General features: G+C 61.2%; 9 protein-coding genes and 4 tRNA genes. All 13 read left to right on the forward strand.

Features of this window, described 5'->3' with window-relative positions:
• Window positions 1–1697 precede the first annotated feature (1697 nt).
• The 13 genes from WS45_RS26720 (at window position 1698) to rpoC (ending at window position 15622) form a co-directional block, all read left to right on the forward strand.
• Window positions 1698–1783 (forward strand) — tRNA-Tyr (locus WS45_RS26720).
• A gap of 43 nt (window positions 1784–1826) precedes the next feature.
• Window positions 1827–1900: transfer RNA gene (locus WS45_RS26725), tRNA-Gly, on the forward strand.
• A gap of 25 nt (window positions 1901–1925) precedes the next feature.
• Window positions 1926–2000, forward strand: a tRNA-Thr gene (locus tag WS45_RS26730).
• Between the two features lie 65 nt (window positions 2001–2065).
• Window positions 2066–3256 (forward strand): elongation factor Tu, encoded by a 1191-nt coding sequence (gene tuf, locus WS45_RS26735; protein WP_006482910.1) that lies wholly within the window; start codon window positions 2066–2068, stop codon window positions 3254–3256.
• 59 nt (window positions 3257–3315) lie between these two features.
• A tRNA-Trp gene (locus tag WS45_RS26740) sits at window positions 3316–3391 on the forward strand.
• 42 nt (window positions 3392–3433) lie between these two features.
• The gene (gene secE / locus WS45_RS26745; RefSeq protein WP_059535562.1) at window positions 3434–3814 is read left to right on the forward strand and encodes a preprotein translocase subunit SecE; all 381 of its coding nucleotides are present in this window, start codon (window positions 3434–3436) and stop codon (window positions 3812–3814) included.
• A gap of 1 nt (window position 3815) precedes the next feature.
• Window positions 3816–4373: a transcription termination/antitermination protein NusG gene (gene nusG, locus WS45_RS26750; protein WP_006400672.1), complete on the forward strand. Its 558-nt coding sequence runs from the start codon at window positions 3816–3818 to the stop codon at window positions 4371–4373.
• 140 nt (window positions 4374–4513) lie between these two features.
• Complete coding sequence (rplK, locus tag WS45_RS26755) at window positions 4514–4945, forward strand: 50S ribosomal protein L11 (protein ID WP_006400671.1); 432 nt, start codon at window positions 4514–4516, stop codon at window positions 4943–4945.
• Entirely contained in the window at window positions 4946–5644 is a 699-nt protein-coding gene (rplA, locus tag WS45_RS26760; protein ID WP_059535563.1) for a 50S ribosomal protein L1, read from the forward strand.
• Window positions 5645–5939: 295 nt separating this feature from the next.
• Window positions 5940–6437, forward strand: a complete 498-nt coding sequence (gene rplJ, locus WS45_RS26765; protein ID WP_038715103.1) for a 50S ribosomal protein L10 — start codon at window positions 5940–5942, stop codon at window positions 6435–6437.
• 63 nt (window positions 6438–6500) lie between these two features.
• Window positions 6501–6875: a 50S ribosomal protein L7/L12 gene (rplL, locus tag WS45_RS26770; protein WP_021161757.1), complete on the forward strand. Its 375-nt coding sequence runs from the start codon at window positions 6501–6503 to the stop codon at window positions 6873–6875.
• Window positions 6876–7252: 377 nt separating this feature from the next.
• Window positions 7253–11359, forward strand: coding sequence for a DNA-directed RNA polymerase subunit beta (gene rpoB / locus WS45_RS26775; protein WP_059535566.1), 4107 nt, complete (start codon window positions 7253–7255; stop codon window positions 11357–11359).
• 21 nt (window positions 11360–11380) lie between these two features.
• Entirely contained in the window at window positions 11381–15622 is a 4242-nt protein-coding gene (gene rpoC, locus WS45_RS26780) for a DNA-directed RNA polymerase subunit beta' (protein ID WP_059535568.1), read from the forward strand.
• Window positions 15623–15723: the final 101 nt, after the last annotated feature.

Consider the following 15723-nt stretch of genomic DNA (forward strand, 5'->3'; position numbering starts at 1 on the left):
GACTGCGACTGGGGGCGGGAATCATGCCGGGCCTGGCTGGCCAAAGCCCCAATTATCGGGGCGTAAAGATAGTAACGGGGCGGTGTATGGCTGGCGCGTTTCATGGCAAATCCACGGCAGCTCGAGGCCGCGAGAGCATACCGTTAGCATCCGAATGACGACAGAGAAATTCCCACGGAGCCCTCCGCCGCCGCCCAGTGTCGGGAGGTGACGTCGGTTTGCCTGCTCGATCCCGTCAGACGTCCCCGTGTTGCTTCTGACGAGAGCGAGCTACCAGATTCGAAGGGCATAGGCTTCGTCAACGAGCGAACGAGCTGCGCCACCGAAAAAGCCACGATCTTAGCCATCAACGCGAAATGCATACCGCTCGCGTCGACGCTGGTCGGCACATGAGGTGCACGCGGCGCTCGGATCACCCAGCGCGGAATGCTCGCCCGGTACAAGTCGCGGATCCAATTTTTGCCCTGATCTCGGCACGGCGTGAGCATCGCCGGGGCGGCGAGCAGCCGACGTTGAGGTGCTCGTGTCGGACGTTAGCTTCTCTGGCGCGCGTAGTCCGCAGGAGGCGTTGCATAGGCGTCTCGATCAAAGTCGACGCGGAAGAACCGCCGGTCGACGCCGGATACTTCGCCGCCACCTACAACGCGGCGATGCCAGCGAGCGCGGCCCCGGAGGCAGTCGCGGACGCATGATGTTGAAGATCCCTTCGACCCACCTGATTGCGGCTCGCGGCGACGATGACACCGCCCGGAGCGGTCCGGAAGCTCGACCTGCCCGGACGTCCTGGTGCCGCTGATACGCGACGATTTGCACCCACACCTCTGCCCATCATGTCGGCCACGCGTCACCGTCGCAGCGAACGCGCCGCGGTGCGGCAAGTATCGCGCCGGACCTTCGCGCAGCGGATCAACACATGAGTCGGACTATCGCAGCGAAGCCGCGCTATACGTCCGATATCCGATACGACACTCGGCCCGCTGACCACGGACTTCACCGTTGTTATGTGCCGTGCGAGCTGGCGCGCCTCGTTTGCGCGTCCTGCTTGCGGCATCGTGGTGCCGCCGGAGTGCGACATGGAGGCACCGAAGATCGCGCGAAGGCACGAGAGAAGTCCGGATTTTGAATGAGGCGGGGGAGAGCGGGGGCTCGATCGCGTGAAAGCGGGGCGGTATCGCGCCTGTGTTCTGTCCCCGGGACGGAAAACATGGGCCAAGGGCGATCCCTGTTCTGACGGTTCGATTCCGGCGTGTCGCAGCGGAGGATGCGAGCAGGCACTATATCCGGAACCCGATGTCCGGTGTGTCGGAGCCTCTGCGGATAGCCCGGCTGACCCCGGCCAGACGATGTGCTGACGCGCCACCGTTAAACGGCTTCAGATTGGTCCTGGCGTTTGCCGGATGCCTTTGCAAATCCCTCCGGCATGGAAATTGCGGATTTTTTGCATCTACCCGCTTGGCATTATGCGCGGAAGGCCTTATGATGGCGGTCTTTCGTTTTCAGCGAAGATGCAAATCGATGCTGAAAACGGAGGTCTGACGAAAATGTGGGCGCCGATCGGCGATCCTCTCGTGCTTGCCTCAGCCGGGCGAGCATGGGTGTCGGGTGAGTCGCGCAAGTGGGCTGGAAGAGAATGAAAATAATCTTCCGGATGTGCTTGACAAGAGTGCGATGCACCCCCATAATCGTCAGTTCTCTACGGAGGGGTGCCCGAGTGGCTAAAGGGGGCAGACTGTAAATCTGTTGGCTTACGCCTACGTTGGTTCGAATCCAACCTCCTCCACCAGAACATCAGCGCAGAGAGCGGTAGGGAATCGTTAGTGGCCCGTGCGGGTGTAGCTCAATGGTAGAGCAGAAGCCTTCCAAGCTTACGACGAGGGTTCGATTCCCTTCACCCGCTCCAGTCCGTGTAGTTGAAGCGTAATAGCGCCCATGTGGCTCAGTGGTAGAGCACTCCCTTGGTAAGGGAGAGGTCGGCAGTTCGATCCTGCCCATGGGCACCAGCAGTAAAAAGTCAGTGTCTGTTTGCGCGCGGCGCAACATGTGAAATTCCTTTCGGGAGTTGAAAATGGCCAAGGAAAAGTTTGAGCGGACCAAGCCGCACGTCAACGTTGGTACGATTGGTCACGTTGACCACGGCAAGACGACGCTGACGGCAGCGATCACGACGGTTCTGACGAAGAAGTTCGGCGGCGAAGCGAAGGCCTACGACCAGATCGACGCGGCACCGGAAGAAAAGGCGCGCGGCATCACGATCAACACGGCACACGTCGAGTACGAAACGGCAAACCGCCACTACGCACACGTCGACTGCCCGGGCCACGCTGACTATGTGAAGAACATGATCACGGGCGCAGCGCAGATGGACGGCGCGATCCTGGTTTGCTCGGCAGCAGACGGTCCGATGCCGCAAACGCGTGAGCACATCCTGCTGGCGCGTCAGGTTGGCGTTCCGTACATCATCGTGTTCCTGAACAAGTGCGACATGGTGGACGACGCTGAACTGCTCGAGCTGGTCGAGATGGAAGTTCGCGAACTGCTGTCGAAGTACGACTTCCCGGGCGACGACACGCCGATCGTGAAGGGTTCGGCGAAGCTCGCGCTGGAAGGCGACACGGGCGAGCTGGGCGAAGTGGCGATCATGAGCCTGGCAGACGCACTGGACACGTACATCCCGACGCCGGAGCGTGCAGTTGACGGCGCGTTCCTGATGCCGGTGGAAGACGTGTTCTCGATCTCGGGCCGCGGTACGGTGGTGACGGGTCGTGTCGAGCGCGGCATCGTGAAGGTCGGCGAGGAAATCGAAATCGTCGGTATCAAGCCGACGGTGAAGACGACCTGCACGGGCGTTGAAATGTTCCGCAAGCTGCTGGACCAAGGTCAGGCAGGCGACAACGTCGGTATCCTGCTGCGTGGCACGAAGCGTGAAGACGTGGAGCGTGGCCAGGTTCTGGCGAAGCCGGGTTCGATCACGCCGCACACGCACTTCACGGCTGAAGTGTACGTGCTGAGCAAGGACGAAGGCGGCCGTCACACGCCGTTCTTCAACAACTACCGTCCGCAGTTCTACTTCCGTACGACGGACGTGACGGGCTCGATCGAGCTGCCGAAGGACAAGGAAATGGTGATGCCGGGCGACAACGTGTCGATCACGGTGAAGCTGATCGCTCCGATCGCGATGGAAGAAGGTCTGCGCTTCGCAATCCGCGAAGGCGGCCGTACCGTCGGCGCCGGCGTCGTCGCCAAGATCATCGAGTAAGCCAGTTATTCGTTGATCGACAGTTTTGGGGCTGGCAGCAGCCGGCCCCAACATGGTTTAGGGGTATAGCTCAACTGGCAGAGCGTCGGTCTCCAAAACCGAAGGTTGGGGGTTCGATTCCCTCTGCCCCTGCCAAAAATCGCCACGTGTCCCACGTGGCATTTGTTTTAAGGTGTTATGGCGAATCCATCCGTCGAAACTGTAAATACCTCCGGCGATAAGCTGATGCTGGCCCTGGGCGTATTGCTAGTCTTGGCCGGATTCGTGGGCTTCTTCTGGCTGGCCAACCAGCAGTGGTATGTCCGCGGCGCCGCATTGGCGGTAGGTATCATCGCCGGCGTGGCCGTCGGTCTGATGTCCGTGCCTGGCAAGAGCCTCATCGCATTTGCCAAGGATTCGTACAAGGAAGTCCGCAAGGTCGTTTGGCCCACCCGCAAGGAAGCAACGCAAACCACGCTTGTCGTGTTCGGTTTCGTGCTCGTGATGGCGATTTTCCTCTGGTTGAGTGACAAATCGATCGAATGGGTGATTTTCTCGGCGATTCTGGGTTGGAAATGATATGAGCGATACTCCGGCATCCCCGAGCGGAAAGCGTTGGTACGTCGTGCACGCCTACTCCGGTATGGAGAAGAGCGTGCAGCGCGCGCTTCAGGAGCGCATTGAACGTGCTGGCATGCAGGATAAATTCGGTCAGATCCTGGTTCCGACCGAAGAAGTGGTCGAAGTCAAAGGCGGCCACAAGGCTGTAACCGAACGTCGTTTCTTCCCCGGCTACGTGCTGGTGGAAATGGAGATGACGGACGAAACGTGGCACCTCGTGAAGAACACGGCGAAGGTCACGGGTTTCGTCGGCGGTGCGCGTAACCGCCCGACCCCGATTTCCCCGAAGGAAGTCGAAAAGATCATGTCGCAGATGCAGGAAGGCGTCGAGAAGCCGCGCCCGAAGACCCTGTTCGAAGTTGGCGAGATGGTGCGTGTCAAGGAAGGCCCGTTCACGGACTTCAACGGCACTGTCGAGGAAGTCAACTACGAAAAATCGCGCGTGCGTGTGTCGGTCACTATCTTTGGCCGCTCTACCCCGGTCGAACTCGAGTTCGGCCAGGTCGAAAAAGTTTGATCCCGATTCGGTGGGCAGCCTCGGCTGCCCACCTTCGCGCTTACGGCTCGCGTTATGGCCGTTGAGGAGCGTCAGTAGCCAACGGCGAACGCGCGTTATCACTCACCGAACGCCGTCTGGCGTTCCAACGAGGTTTACAAATGGCAAAGAAGATTGTCGGCTTTATCAAGCTGCAGATTCCTGCAGGTAAAGCCAACCCGTCGCCGCCGGTTGGTCCGGCACTGGGCCAGCGCGGCCTGAACATCATGGAGTTCTGCAAGGCGTTCAACGCGCAGACTCAAGGCATGGAGCCGGGTCTGCCGGTGCCGGTGGTCATCACGGCATACGCTGACAAGAGCTTCACGTTCGTGATGAAGACGCCGCCGGCGACCGTCCTGATCAAGAAGGCGGCGAAGGTGGACAAGGGCTCGAGCAAGCCGCACACCGACAAGGTCGGTTCGATCACGCGCGCTCAAGCCGAAGAAATCGCGAAGACCAAGATGCCGGACCTTACGGCAGCTGATCTGGACGCAGCCGTTCGCACCATCGCTGGTAGCGCACGCTCGATGGGCATCACTGTGGAGGGCGTGTAAATGGCTAAGATCTCCAAGCGCCGTCAGGCATTTGCCGCCAAGGTCGACCGTCAGAAGCTGTACGCGATCGAAGACGCACTGGCACTCGTGAAGGAATGCGCGAGCGCGAAGTTCAACGAATCGATCGACGTCGCAGTCCAGCTCGGCATCGACGCGAAGAAGTCGGACCAAGTCGTTCGTGGTTCGGTCGTTCTGCCGGCAGGTACGGGCAAGTCGGTTCGCGTTGCCGTGTTCGCACAAGGCGACAAGGCCGAGCAGGCTCGTGCAGCAGGCGCGGAAATCGTCGGTATGGAAGACCTGGCTGAGCAGATCAAGGCTGGCCAGATGGACTTCGACATCGTGATCGCTTCGCCGGACACGATGCGTATCGTCGGTACGCTCGGTCAGATCCTCGGCCCGCGCGGCCTGATGCCGAACCCGAAGGTCGGCACGGTCACGCCGGACGTCGCGACTGCAGTCAAGAACGCGAAGGCTGGTCAGGTGCAATTCCGTGTCGACAAGGCCGGTATCATCCACGCGACCATCGGCCGTGCATCGTTCGAATCGACCGCACTGCGTTCGAACCTGTCGGCACTGATCGAAGCGCTGCAGAAGGCCAAGCCGGCAACGAGCAAGGGCGTCTACCTGCGCAAGATCGCACTGTCGAGCACGATGGGTGTCGGCGTGCGTGTCGACCAGGCTACGCTGGCAGCACAGTAAGCAAGTATTCGGGCCGCTTCGTTCGCGAAGCGGCCTACATGGGCTTTGGGCGGTTGTTCGTGCAGCAGGGCGGGCAACCGGTTATCAAAGACCGTTGGTGGGGCGCAGCAGGCAGGCGATCCCTTAATTCAAGCCAACGCAGATGGCGAACCCGAAAAAGTTTTGCAGTGGTGAAGCCGCAGGTCGTGAAGCGATTCACGGCGTGAGGTGGAAATACTCCTAACGAGGTCGGACGCCGTTGTTGAACGAGGTACGTGAGGTTTCGTGCCGAACGTATCGTTTCTGGAGGCTAACCGTGCCGCTTAATAGAGAAGACAAGCAAGCCGTCGTCGCTGAGGTTGCCGCGCAAGTCGCGAAGGCCCAGACCGTTGTGCTGGCTGAGTATCGTGGAATTGCGGTTGGCGATCTGACCAAGCTGCGCGCGAAAGCGCGTGAGCAACAGGTTTACCTGCGCGTGTTGAAGAACACGCTGGCGCGTCGCGCTGTTGAAGGTACGCCTTTTGCTCCGCTGGCAGAGCAGATGACTGGCCCCCTGATCTACGGCATCTCGGAAGATGCAATTGCTGCTGCTAAGGTCGTCAACGACTTCAGCAAGAGCAATGACAAGTTGGTCATCAAGGCTGGTTCGTTCGATGGCAAGGTGATGGACAAGGCTGGCGTGCAAGCGCTGGCAAGCATCCCGAGCCGTGAAGAACTGCTCTCGAAGCTGCTGTTCGTTATGCAATCGCCTGTTTCGGGCTTCGCGCGTGCTCTTGCCGCGCTGGCCGAGAAGAAGCAAGCAGAAGCTGCGTAATCGAGCGTGCATCAGCGTCACTGATCGCTGGCTGTATCCGAATTCAATTTAGGAGTATTTCAAATGGCAATCGCAAAAGAAGACATCCTGGCAGCAGTCGAAGGGATGACCGTTCTGGAACTGAACGAACTGGTCAAGGCATTCGAAGAGAAGTTTGGCGTGTCGGCAGCTGCAGTGGCAGTCGCTGGCCCGGCAGGCGGCGGCGCTGCTGCTGCTGCAGAAGAGAAGACCGAATTCACGGTCGTCCTGGCTGAAGCAGGCAGCAACAAGGTTGCAGTCATCAAGGCAGTTCGCGAACTGACGGGCCTGGGCCTGAAGGAAGCGAAGGACGTCGTTGACGGCGCACCGAAGGCTGTCAAGGAAGGCGTCGACAAGGCTGCTGCTGAAGAAGCCAAGAAGAAGCTGGAAGAAGCAGGCGCGAAGGTCGAAGTCAAGTAAGTTTCGACGCGCTGTGCGAAGGCTGGCGGTATTTTCACCGCCGGCCTTTTTGTGCTTTGTGGGGACGTTATTCTGGCACTCATTCGGGAGCCCGAATAATCGGCCCCAGAAGCCAAAGAAAACCGCCGAATCGTAAGCGATGGTCGCGATCGGCGTTTCTCTTTGTCTTCTGAAGCGACTGCAGAAGGCAAGTTTGGTCGGGTAGCGGGCAACACAGGCATCCGCTGCCGTCAGCCAGCGGTTGGTAGCGGCCAACCACCAAGCTTCTCGGCTCGTTCAAGCCATCGGGCGGCCATCGGGTCTCAGTCGGTGAACACTCGGGTTCGAAACGTCCAGGTATCCCGCCTCGACAGCACCCGCCGTGATTCGGAGATCGTATGCAATATTCCTTCACCGAGAAGAAGCGCATTCGCAAGAGTTTCGCGAAGCGCCCCATCGTTCACCAAGTTCCGTTCTTGCTGGCCACCCAGCTTGAATCATTCAGCACGTTTCTGCAAGCTGATGTGCCTGGCACGCAACGCAAGCCTGAAGGTTTGCAAGCCGCATTCACATCGGTATTTCCCATTGTTTCGCACAACGGCTTCGCGCGCCTCGAGTTCGTGAGCTATGCGTTGTCCGCGCCGGCATTCAACATCAAGGAATGCCAGCAGCGTGGCCTGACGTACTGCTCCGCGCTGCGCGCGAAGGTCCGCCTCGTCATCCTCGACAAGGAATCGCCGAACAAGCCGGTCGTCAAGGAAGTGAAGGAGCAGGAAGTGTACATGGGCGAAATTCCGCTCATGACGCCGACGGGCTCGTTCGTCATCAACGGCACCGAGCGTGTCATCGTCTCGCAGCTGCACCGTTCGCCGGGCGTGTTCTTCGAACACGACAAGGGCAAGACGCACAGCTCGGGCAAGCTGCTGTTCTCGGCACGGATCATTCCGTACCGCGGCTCGTGGCTCGACTTCGAATTCGATCCGAAGGACATCCTGTACTTCCGCGTCGACCGTCGCCGCAAGATGCCGGTCACGATCCTGCTGAAGGCCATCGGCCTCACGCCGGAACAGATCCTCGCGAACTTCTTCGTGTTCGACAACTTCACGCTGATGGACGAAGGCGCGCAACTCGAGTTCGTGCCCGAGCGCCTGCGTGGTGAAGTCGCGCGCTTCGACATCACGGATCGCGACGGCAAGGTCATCGTCCAGAAGGACAAGCGGATCAACGCGAAGCACATTCGCGACCTCGAAGCCGCGAAGACCAAGTACATCTCGGTGCCGGAAGACTATCTGCTCGGCCGCGTGCTGGCGAAGAACGTCGTCGACGGCGACACCGGCGAAGTGATCGCGACCGCGAACGACGAAGTCACGGAAAGCGTGCTCGAGAAGCTGCGCGAAGCGGGCATCAAGGACATCCAGACGCTCTACACGAACGATCTGGATCAGGGTCCGTACATCTCGTCGACGCTGCGTGTCGACGAAACGACTGACAAGACGGCCGCGCGCATCGCGATCTACCGCATGATGCGTCCGGGCGAGCCGCCGACCGAAGAAGCGGTCGAGGCGCTGTTCAACCGTCTGTTCTACAGCGAAGAAGCGTACGACCTGTCGAAGGTCGGCCGTATGAAGTTCAATCGCCGCGTCAGCCGTGACGAGATCACCGGCCCGATGACGCTGCAGGACGACGACATCCTCGCGACGATCAAGATCCTCGTCGAACTGCGCAACGGCAAGGGCGAAGTGGACGACATCGACCACCTCGGCAACCGTCGCGTGCGTTGCGTCGGCGAACTGGCGGAAAACCAGTTCCGCGCGGGTCTCGTGCGTGTCGAACGCGCGGTCAAGGAACGCCTCGGCCAGGCCGAAAGCGAAAACCTGATGCCGCACGACCTGATCAACTCGAAGCCGATTTCGTCGGCGATCCGCGAGTTCTTCGGTTCGTCGCAGCTGTCGCAGTTCATGGACCAGACCAACCCGCTGTCGGAAATCACGCACAAGCGCCGTGTTTCCGCACTGGGCCCGGGCGGTCTGACGCGCGAACGCGCAGGCTTCGAAGTTCGTGACGTGCACCCGACCCACTATGGCCGCGTGTGCCCGATCGAAACGCCGGAAGGTCCGAACATCGGTCTGATCAACTCGCTCGCACTGTACGCGCACCTGAACGAGTACGGCTTCCTCGAGACGCCGTACCGCAAGGTCGTGGACAGCAAGGTGACCGACCAGATCGACTACCTGTCGGCGATCGAGGAAGGCCGCTACATGATCGCGCAGGCGAACGCCGCGATCGACGAGAACGGCACGCTGGTCGACGAACTCGTGTCGTCGCGTGAAGCCGGCGAAACGATGATGGTCACGCCGGACCGCATCCAGTACATGGACGTCGCGCCGTCGCAGATCGTGTCGGTTGCCGCTTCGCTGATCCCGTTCCTCGAGCACGACGACGCGAACCGTGCACTGATGGGTTCGAACATGCAGCGTCAGGCCGTGCCGTGTCTGCGTCCGGAAAAGCCGGTCGTCGGTACGGGCATCGAGCGTACCTGCGCGGTCGACTCGGGCACGACGGTTCAGGCGTTCCGCGGCGGCGTCGTCGACTATGTCGACGCAGGCCGTATCGTGATTCGCGTGAACGACGACGAAGCGGTCGCAGGTGAAGTCGGCGTCGACATCTACAACCTGATCAAGTACACGCGTTCGAACCAGAACACGAACATCAACCAGCGTCCGATCGTGAAGATGGGCGACAAGGTTTCGCGCGGCGACGTGCTGGCCGACGGCGCCTCGACGGACCTGGGCGAGCTCGCGCTCGGCCAGAACATGCTGATCGCGTTCATGCCGTGGAACGGCTACAACTTCGAGGACTCGATCCTGATCTCGGAGAAGGTCGTGGCCGACGATCGCTACACGTCGATCCACATCGAAGAGCTGAACGTCGTTGCACGCGACACGAAGCTCGGGCCGGAAGAAATCACGCGCGACATCTCGAACCTGGCGGAAGTCCAGCTCGGCCGTCTCGACGAATCGGGCATCGTGTACATCGGTGCGGAAGTCGAAGCGGGCGACGTGCTGGTCGGCAAGGTCACGCCGAAGGGCGAGACCCAGCTGACGCCGGAAGAGAAGCTGCTGCGCGCGATCTTCGGCGAGAAGGCTTCGGACGTGAAGGACACGTCGCTGCGCGTGCCGTCGGGCATGAGCGGTACCGTGATCGACGTCCAGGTGTTCACGCGTGAAGGCATCCAGCGCGACAAGCGTGCGCAACAGATCATCGACGACGAACTGAAGCGCTACCGTCTCGACCTGAACGACCAGCTGCGCATCGTGGAAGGCGACGCGTTCCAGCGTCTCGCACGGATGCTGGTGGGCAAGGTCGCGAACGGCGGTCCGAAGAAGCTCGCGAAGGGAACGAAGATCGACCAGGCTTACCTGGAAGATCTCGACCACTATCACTGGTTCGACATCCGCCTCGCGGACGACGAAGCAGCGGCATCGCTCGAAGCGATCAAGAACTCGATCGAAGAAAAGCGTCACCAGTTCGATCTCGCGTTCGAAGAGAAGCGCAAGAAGCTCACGCAAGGCGACGAACTGCCGCCGGGCGTGCTGAAGATGGTCAAGGTGTACCTCGCGGTGAAGCGCCGCCTGCAGCCTGGCGACAAGATGGCAGGCCGCCACGGTAACAAGGGTGTCGTGTCGAAGATCGTCCCGATCGAAGACATGCCGTACATGGCCGATGGCCGTCCGGCAGACGTCGTGCTGAACCCGCTCGGCGTGCCGTCGCGGATGAACGTGGGTCAGGTTCTGGAAGTGCACCTCGGCTGGGCCGCGAAGGGCCTCGGCTGGCGTATCGGCGAAATGCTGCAGCGTCAGGCGAAGATCGAGGAACTGCGCGTGTTCCTGACGAAGATCTACAACGAGTCGGGCCGCCAGGAAGACCTGGAAAGCTTCACCGACGACGAGATCCTCGAACTCGCGAAGAACCTGCGCGAAGGCGTGCCGTTCGCAACGCCGGTGTTCGACGGTGCGACCGAGGAAGAAATGGGCAAGATGCTCGACCTCGCGTTCCCGGACGACATCGCGGAACAGCTCGGCATGAACCCGTCGAAGAACCAGGTCCGCCTGTACGACGGCCGCACGGGCGAGATGTTCGAACGTCGCGTGACGCTGGGTTACATGCACTACCTGAAGCTGCACCACCTGGTCGACGACAAGATGCACGCGCGTTCGACCGGCCCGTACTCGCTCGTCACGCAGCAGCCGCTGGGTGGTAAGGCGCAGTTCGGTGGTCAGCGTTTCGGTGAAATGGAAGTGTGGGCACTCGAAGCGTACGGCGCGTCCTACGTGCTGCAGGAAATGCTGACGGTGAAGTCGGACGACGTGACCGGCCGGACGAAGGTTTACGAGAACCTCGTGAAGGGCGATCACGTGATCGATGCAGGCATGCCGGAATCCTTCAACGTGCTCGTGAAGGAAATCCGCTCGCTCGGTATCGACATCGATCTCGACCGCAATTAATCGGACTACGGAGAGAAAGCAATGAAAGCTCTGCTCGATCTATTCAAGCAAGTCCAACAGGAAGAAGTTTTCGACGCGATCAAGATCGGTCTGGCCTCGCCGGACAAGATCCGTTCGTGGTCGTTCGGTGAAGTGAAGAAGCCGGAGACCATCAACTACCGTACGTTCAAGCCGGAACGCGATGGTCTCTTCTGCGCGAAGATCTTCGGGCCGATCAAGGACTACGAGTGCCTGTGCGGCAAGTACAAGCGTCTGAAGCACCGCGGCGTGATCTGCGAGAAGTGCGGCGTCGAAGTGACGCTGGCGAAGGTGCGTCGTGAACGGATGGGCCACATCGAGCTGGCCTCGCCGGTCGCACACATCTGGTTCCTGAAGTCGCTGCCGTCGCGTCTGGGCATGGTGCTCGACATGACGCTGCGCGACATCGAACGCGTGCTGTACTTCGAAGCATACGTGGTGATCGAACCGGGCATGACGCCGCTGAAGGCGCGGCAGATCATGACCGAAGAGGATTACTACAACAAGGTCGAGGAATACGGCGACGAATTCCGTGCCGAAATGGGCGCGGAAGGCGTGCGTGAACTGCTGCGTGCGATCAACATCGACGAGCAGGTCGAGACGCTGCGCACCGAGCTGAAGAACACCGGCTCGGAAGCGAAGATCAAGAAGTACGCGAAGCGCCTGAAGGTCCTCGAGGCATTCCAGCGCTCGGGCATCAAGCCCGAGTGGATGATCCTCGAAGTGCTGCCGGTGCTGCCGCCGGAACTGCGTCCGCTCGTGCCGCTGGACGGCGGCCGTTTCGCGACGTCGGACCTGAACGACCTGTATCGCCGCGTGATCAACCGTAACAACCGGTTGAAGCGTCTGCTCGAGCTGAAGGCCCCTGAAATCATCGTCCGCAACGAAAAGCGGATGCTGCAGGAAGCCGTCGACTCGCTGCTCGACAACGGTCGTCGCGGCAAGGCGATGACGGGCGCGAACAAGCGTCCGCTGAAGTCGCTCGCCGACATGATCAAGGGCAAGGGCGGTCGTTTCCGTCAGAACCTGCTGGGCAAGCGCGTCGACTACTCGGGCCGTTCGGTCATCGTGGTCGGCCCGACGCTGAAGCTGCACCAGTGCGGTCTGCCGAAGCTGATGGCGCTCGAGCTGTTCAAGCCGTTCATCTTCAACAAGCTGGAAGTGATGGGCGTCGCGACGACCATCAAGGCTGCGAAGAAGGAAGTCGAGAACCAGACGCCGGTGGTGTGGGACATCCTCGAAGAGGTGATCCGCGAGCACCCGGTGATGCTGAACCGTGCGCCGACGCTGCACCGTCTCGGTATCCAGGCGTTCGAGCCCGTGCTGATCGAAGGCAAGGCGATCCAGCTGCACCCGCTCGTCTGCGCGGCGTTCAACGCCGACTTCGACGGTGACCAGATGGCCGTTCACGTGCCGCTGTCGCTCGAAGCGCAGATGGAAGCGCGCACGCTGATGCTGGCGTCGAACAACGTGCTGTTCCCGGCCAACGGCGATCCGTCGATCGTGCCGTCGCAGGATATCGTGCTGGGTCTGTACTACGCGACCCGCGAAGCGATCAACGGCAAGGGCGAAGGCCTGTCGTTCACCGGCGTGTCGGAAGTGATCCGTGCGTACGAGAACAAGGAAGTCGAGCTGGCATCGCGCGTCAACGTGCGGATCACCGAAATGGTCCGCAACGAAGACACGTCGGAAGGCGCGCCGCAATTCGTGCCGAAGATCTCGCTGTACGCGACGACCGTCGGTCGCGCGATCCTGTCGGAGATCCTGCCGCACGGCCTGCCGTTCTCGGTGCTGAACAAGCCGCTGAAGAAGAAGGAAATCTCGCGCCTGATCAACACCGCGTTCCGCAAGTGCGGTCTGCGTGCGACGGTCGTGTTCGCCGACCAGCTGATGCAGTCGGGTTTCCGCCTCGCGACGCGCGCCGGCATTTCGATCTGCGTGGACGACATGCTCGTGCCGCCGCAGAAGGAAACGATCGTCGGCGACGCCGCGAAGAAGGTGAAGGAGTACGACCGCCAGTACATGTCGGGTCTCGTCACCGCGCAGGAACGCTACAACAACGTGGTCGACATCTGGTCGGCGACGTCGGAAGCGGTCGGCAAGGCGATGATGGAGCAGCTGTCGACGGAGCCGGTGACGGACCGCGACGGCAACGAGACGCGCCAGGAGTCGTTCAACTCGATCTACATGATGGCCGACTCGGGCGCCCGGGGTTCGGCGGTGCAGATTCGTCAGCTGGCCGGTATGCGCGGCCTGATGGCGAAGCCGGACGGCTCGATTATCGAGACGCCGATTACCGCGAACTTCCGCGAAGGCCTGAACGTGTTGCAGTACTTCATCTCGACCCACGGTGCACGTAAGGGTCTGGCTGATACGGCACTGAAGACGGCAAACTCGGGTTACCTGACCCGTCGTCTCGTCGACGTCACGCAGGATCTGGTGGTGGTCGAGGACGATTGCGGCACGTCGAACGGCGTGGCGATGAAGGCGCTGGTCGAAGGCGGTGAAGTCGTCGAGGCACTGCGCGACCGTATCCTCGGCCGCGTCGCGGTCGCGGACGTCGTGAACCCGGAAACGCAGGAAACGCTGTACGAATCGGGCACGCTGCTCGACGAAACGGCGGTCGAGGAAATCGAACGCCTCGGCATCGACGAAGTGCGCGTGCGCACGCCGCTGACCTGCGAAACGCGTTATGGTCTGTGCGCGGCCTGCTACGGCCGTGACCTCGGCCGCGGCTCGCTCGTGAACGTCGGCGAAGCAGTCGGCGTGATCGCGGCACAGTCGATCGGTGAACCGGGCACGCAGCTGACGATGCGTACGTTCCACATCGGTGGTGCGGCATCGCGTGCGGCAGTGGCGTCGTCGGTCGAAGCGAAGAGCAACGGTATCGTGCGTTTCACGGCGACGATGCGTTACGTCACCAACGCGAAGGGCGAGCAGATCGTCATCTCGCGTTCGGGCGAGGCGCTGATCACCGACGATATCGGCCGCGAGCGCGAACGTCACAAGATCCCGTACGGCGCGACGCTGCTGCAGCTCGACGGCGCGGCGATCAAGGCCGGCACGCAGCTGGCGACGTGGGACCCGATGACGCGTCCGATCATCACCGAGTACGGTGGTACGGTGAAGTTCGAGAACGTCGAGGAAGGCGTGACCGTCGCGAAGCAGATCGATGACGTGACCGGCCTGTCGACGCTGGTCGTGATCGACGTGAAGCGTCGCGGTTCGCAAGCTTCGAAGAGCGTGCGTCCGCAGGTGAAGCTGCTCGACGCGAACGGCGACGAAGTGAAGATCCCGGGCACGGAACACGCGGTGCAGATCGGCTTCCAGGTCGGCGCACTGATCACCGTGAAGGACGGCCAGCAAGTGCAGGTGGGTGAAGTGCTCGCACGTATCCCGACCGAAGCGCAGAAGACGCGTGACATTACCGGCGGTCTGCCGCGGGTGGCGGAACTGTTCGAAGCGCGTTCGCCGAAGGATGCCGGCATTCTCGCGGAAGTCACCGGCACGACGTCGTTCGGCAAGGACACGAAGGGCAAGCAGCGTCTCGTCATCACGGACCTCGAAGGCAATCAGCACGAGTTCCTGATCGCGAAGGAAAAGCAGGTGCTGGTCCACGATGCTCAGGTCGTCAACAAGGGCGAAATGATCGTGGACGGCCCGGCCGATCCGCACGACATCCTGCGTCTGCAGGGTATCGAGGCGCTGTCGCGCTACATCGTCGACGAAGTGCAGGACGTGTATCGTCTGCAGGGCGTGAAGATCAACGACAAGCACATCGAGGTGATCGTTCGCCAGATGCTGCGTCGTGTGCAGATCACCGACAACGGTGATACGCGCTTCATCCCGGGCGAACAGGTCGAGCGTTCCGACATGCTGGACGAGAACGATCGCATGATCGCCGAGAACAAGCGTCCGGCGTCGTACGACAACGTGCTCCTCGGTATCACGAAGGCGTCGCTGTCGACCGACTCGTTCATCTCGGCGGCATCGTTCCAGGAAACGACCCGCGTGCTGACCGAAGCGGCGATCATGGGCAAGCGCGACGATCTGCGCGGTCTGAAGGAAAACGTGATCGTCGGCCGTCTGATCCCGGCCGGTACGGGTCTCGCGTTCCACAAGGCACGCAAGGCGAAGGAAATGTCCGACCGCGAGCGTTTCGATCAGATCGCAGCGGAAGAGGCATTCGACTTCGGCACGCCGAGCGCGCCTGCGGAAGAGCCGCAACACCCGGCAGCCGAATAAGCACGGGCGGCGCGAGCCGCCTCACGTTGCGTATTCGCTGTCGTCGAAACCGCCCGGTCCGCCGGGCGGTTTTTTTTATCCGTCGTTCACGTGCATGACGG

Origin of the sequence: Burkholderia sp. RF2-non_BP3, from assembly GCF_001522185.1 — a bacterium.
GTDB lineage: Bacteria > Pseudomonadota > Gammaproteobacteria > Burkholderiales > Burkholderiaceae > Burkholderia > Burkholderia diffusa.

What these genes read in the sequence shown, in the direction of transcription:
- tuf (WP_006482910.1), top strand. Translation starts at nt 2,066, where the DNA reads ATGGCCAAGGAAAAGTTTGAGCGGACCAAGCCGCACGTCAACGTTGGT.
- secE (WP_059535562.1), top strand. Translation starts at nt 3,434, where the DNA reads ATGGCGAATCCATCCGTCGAAACTGTAAATACCTCCGGCGATAAGCTG.
- nusG (WP_006400672.1), top strand. Translation starts at nt 3,816, where the DNA reads ATGAGCGATACTCCGGCATCCCCGAGCGGAAAGCGTTGGTACGTCGTG.
- rplK (WP_006400671.1), top strand. Translation starts at nt 4,514, where the DNA reads ATGGCAAAGAAGATTGTCGGCTTTATCAAGCTGCAGATTCCTGCAGGT.
- rplA (WP_059535563.1), top strand. Translation starts at nt 4,946, where the DNA reads ATGGCTAAGATCTCCAAGCGCCGTCAGGCATTTGCCGCCAAGGTCGAC.
- rplL (WP_021161757.1), top strand. Translation starts at nt 6,501, where the DNA reads ATGGCAATCGCAAAAGAAGACATCCTGGCAGCAGTCGAAGGGATGACC.
- rpoB (WP_059535566.1), top strand. Translation starts at nt 7,253, where the DNA reads ATGCAATATTCCTTCACCGAGAAGAAGCGCATTCGCAAGAGTTTCGCG.
- rpoC (WP_059535568.1), top strand. Translation starts at nt 11,381, where the DNA reads ATGAAAGCTCTGCTCGATCTATTCAAGCAAGTCCAACAGGAAGAAGTT.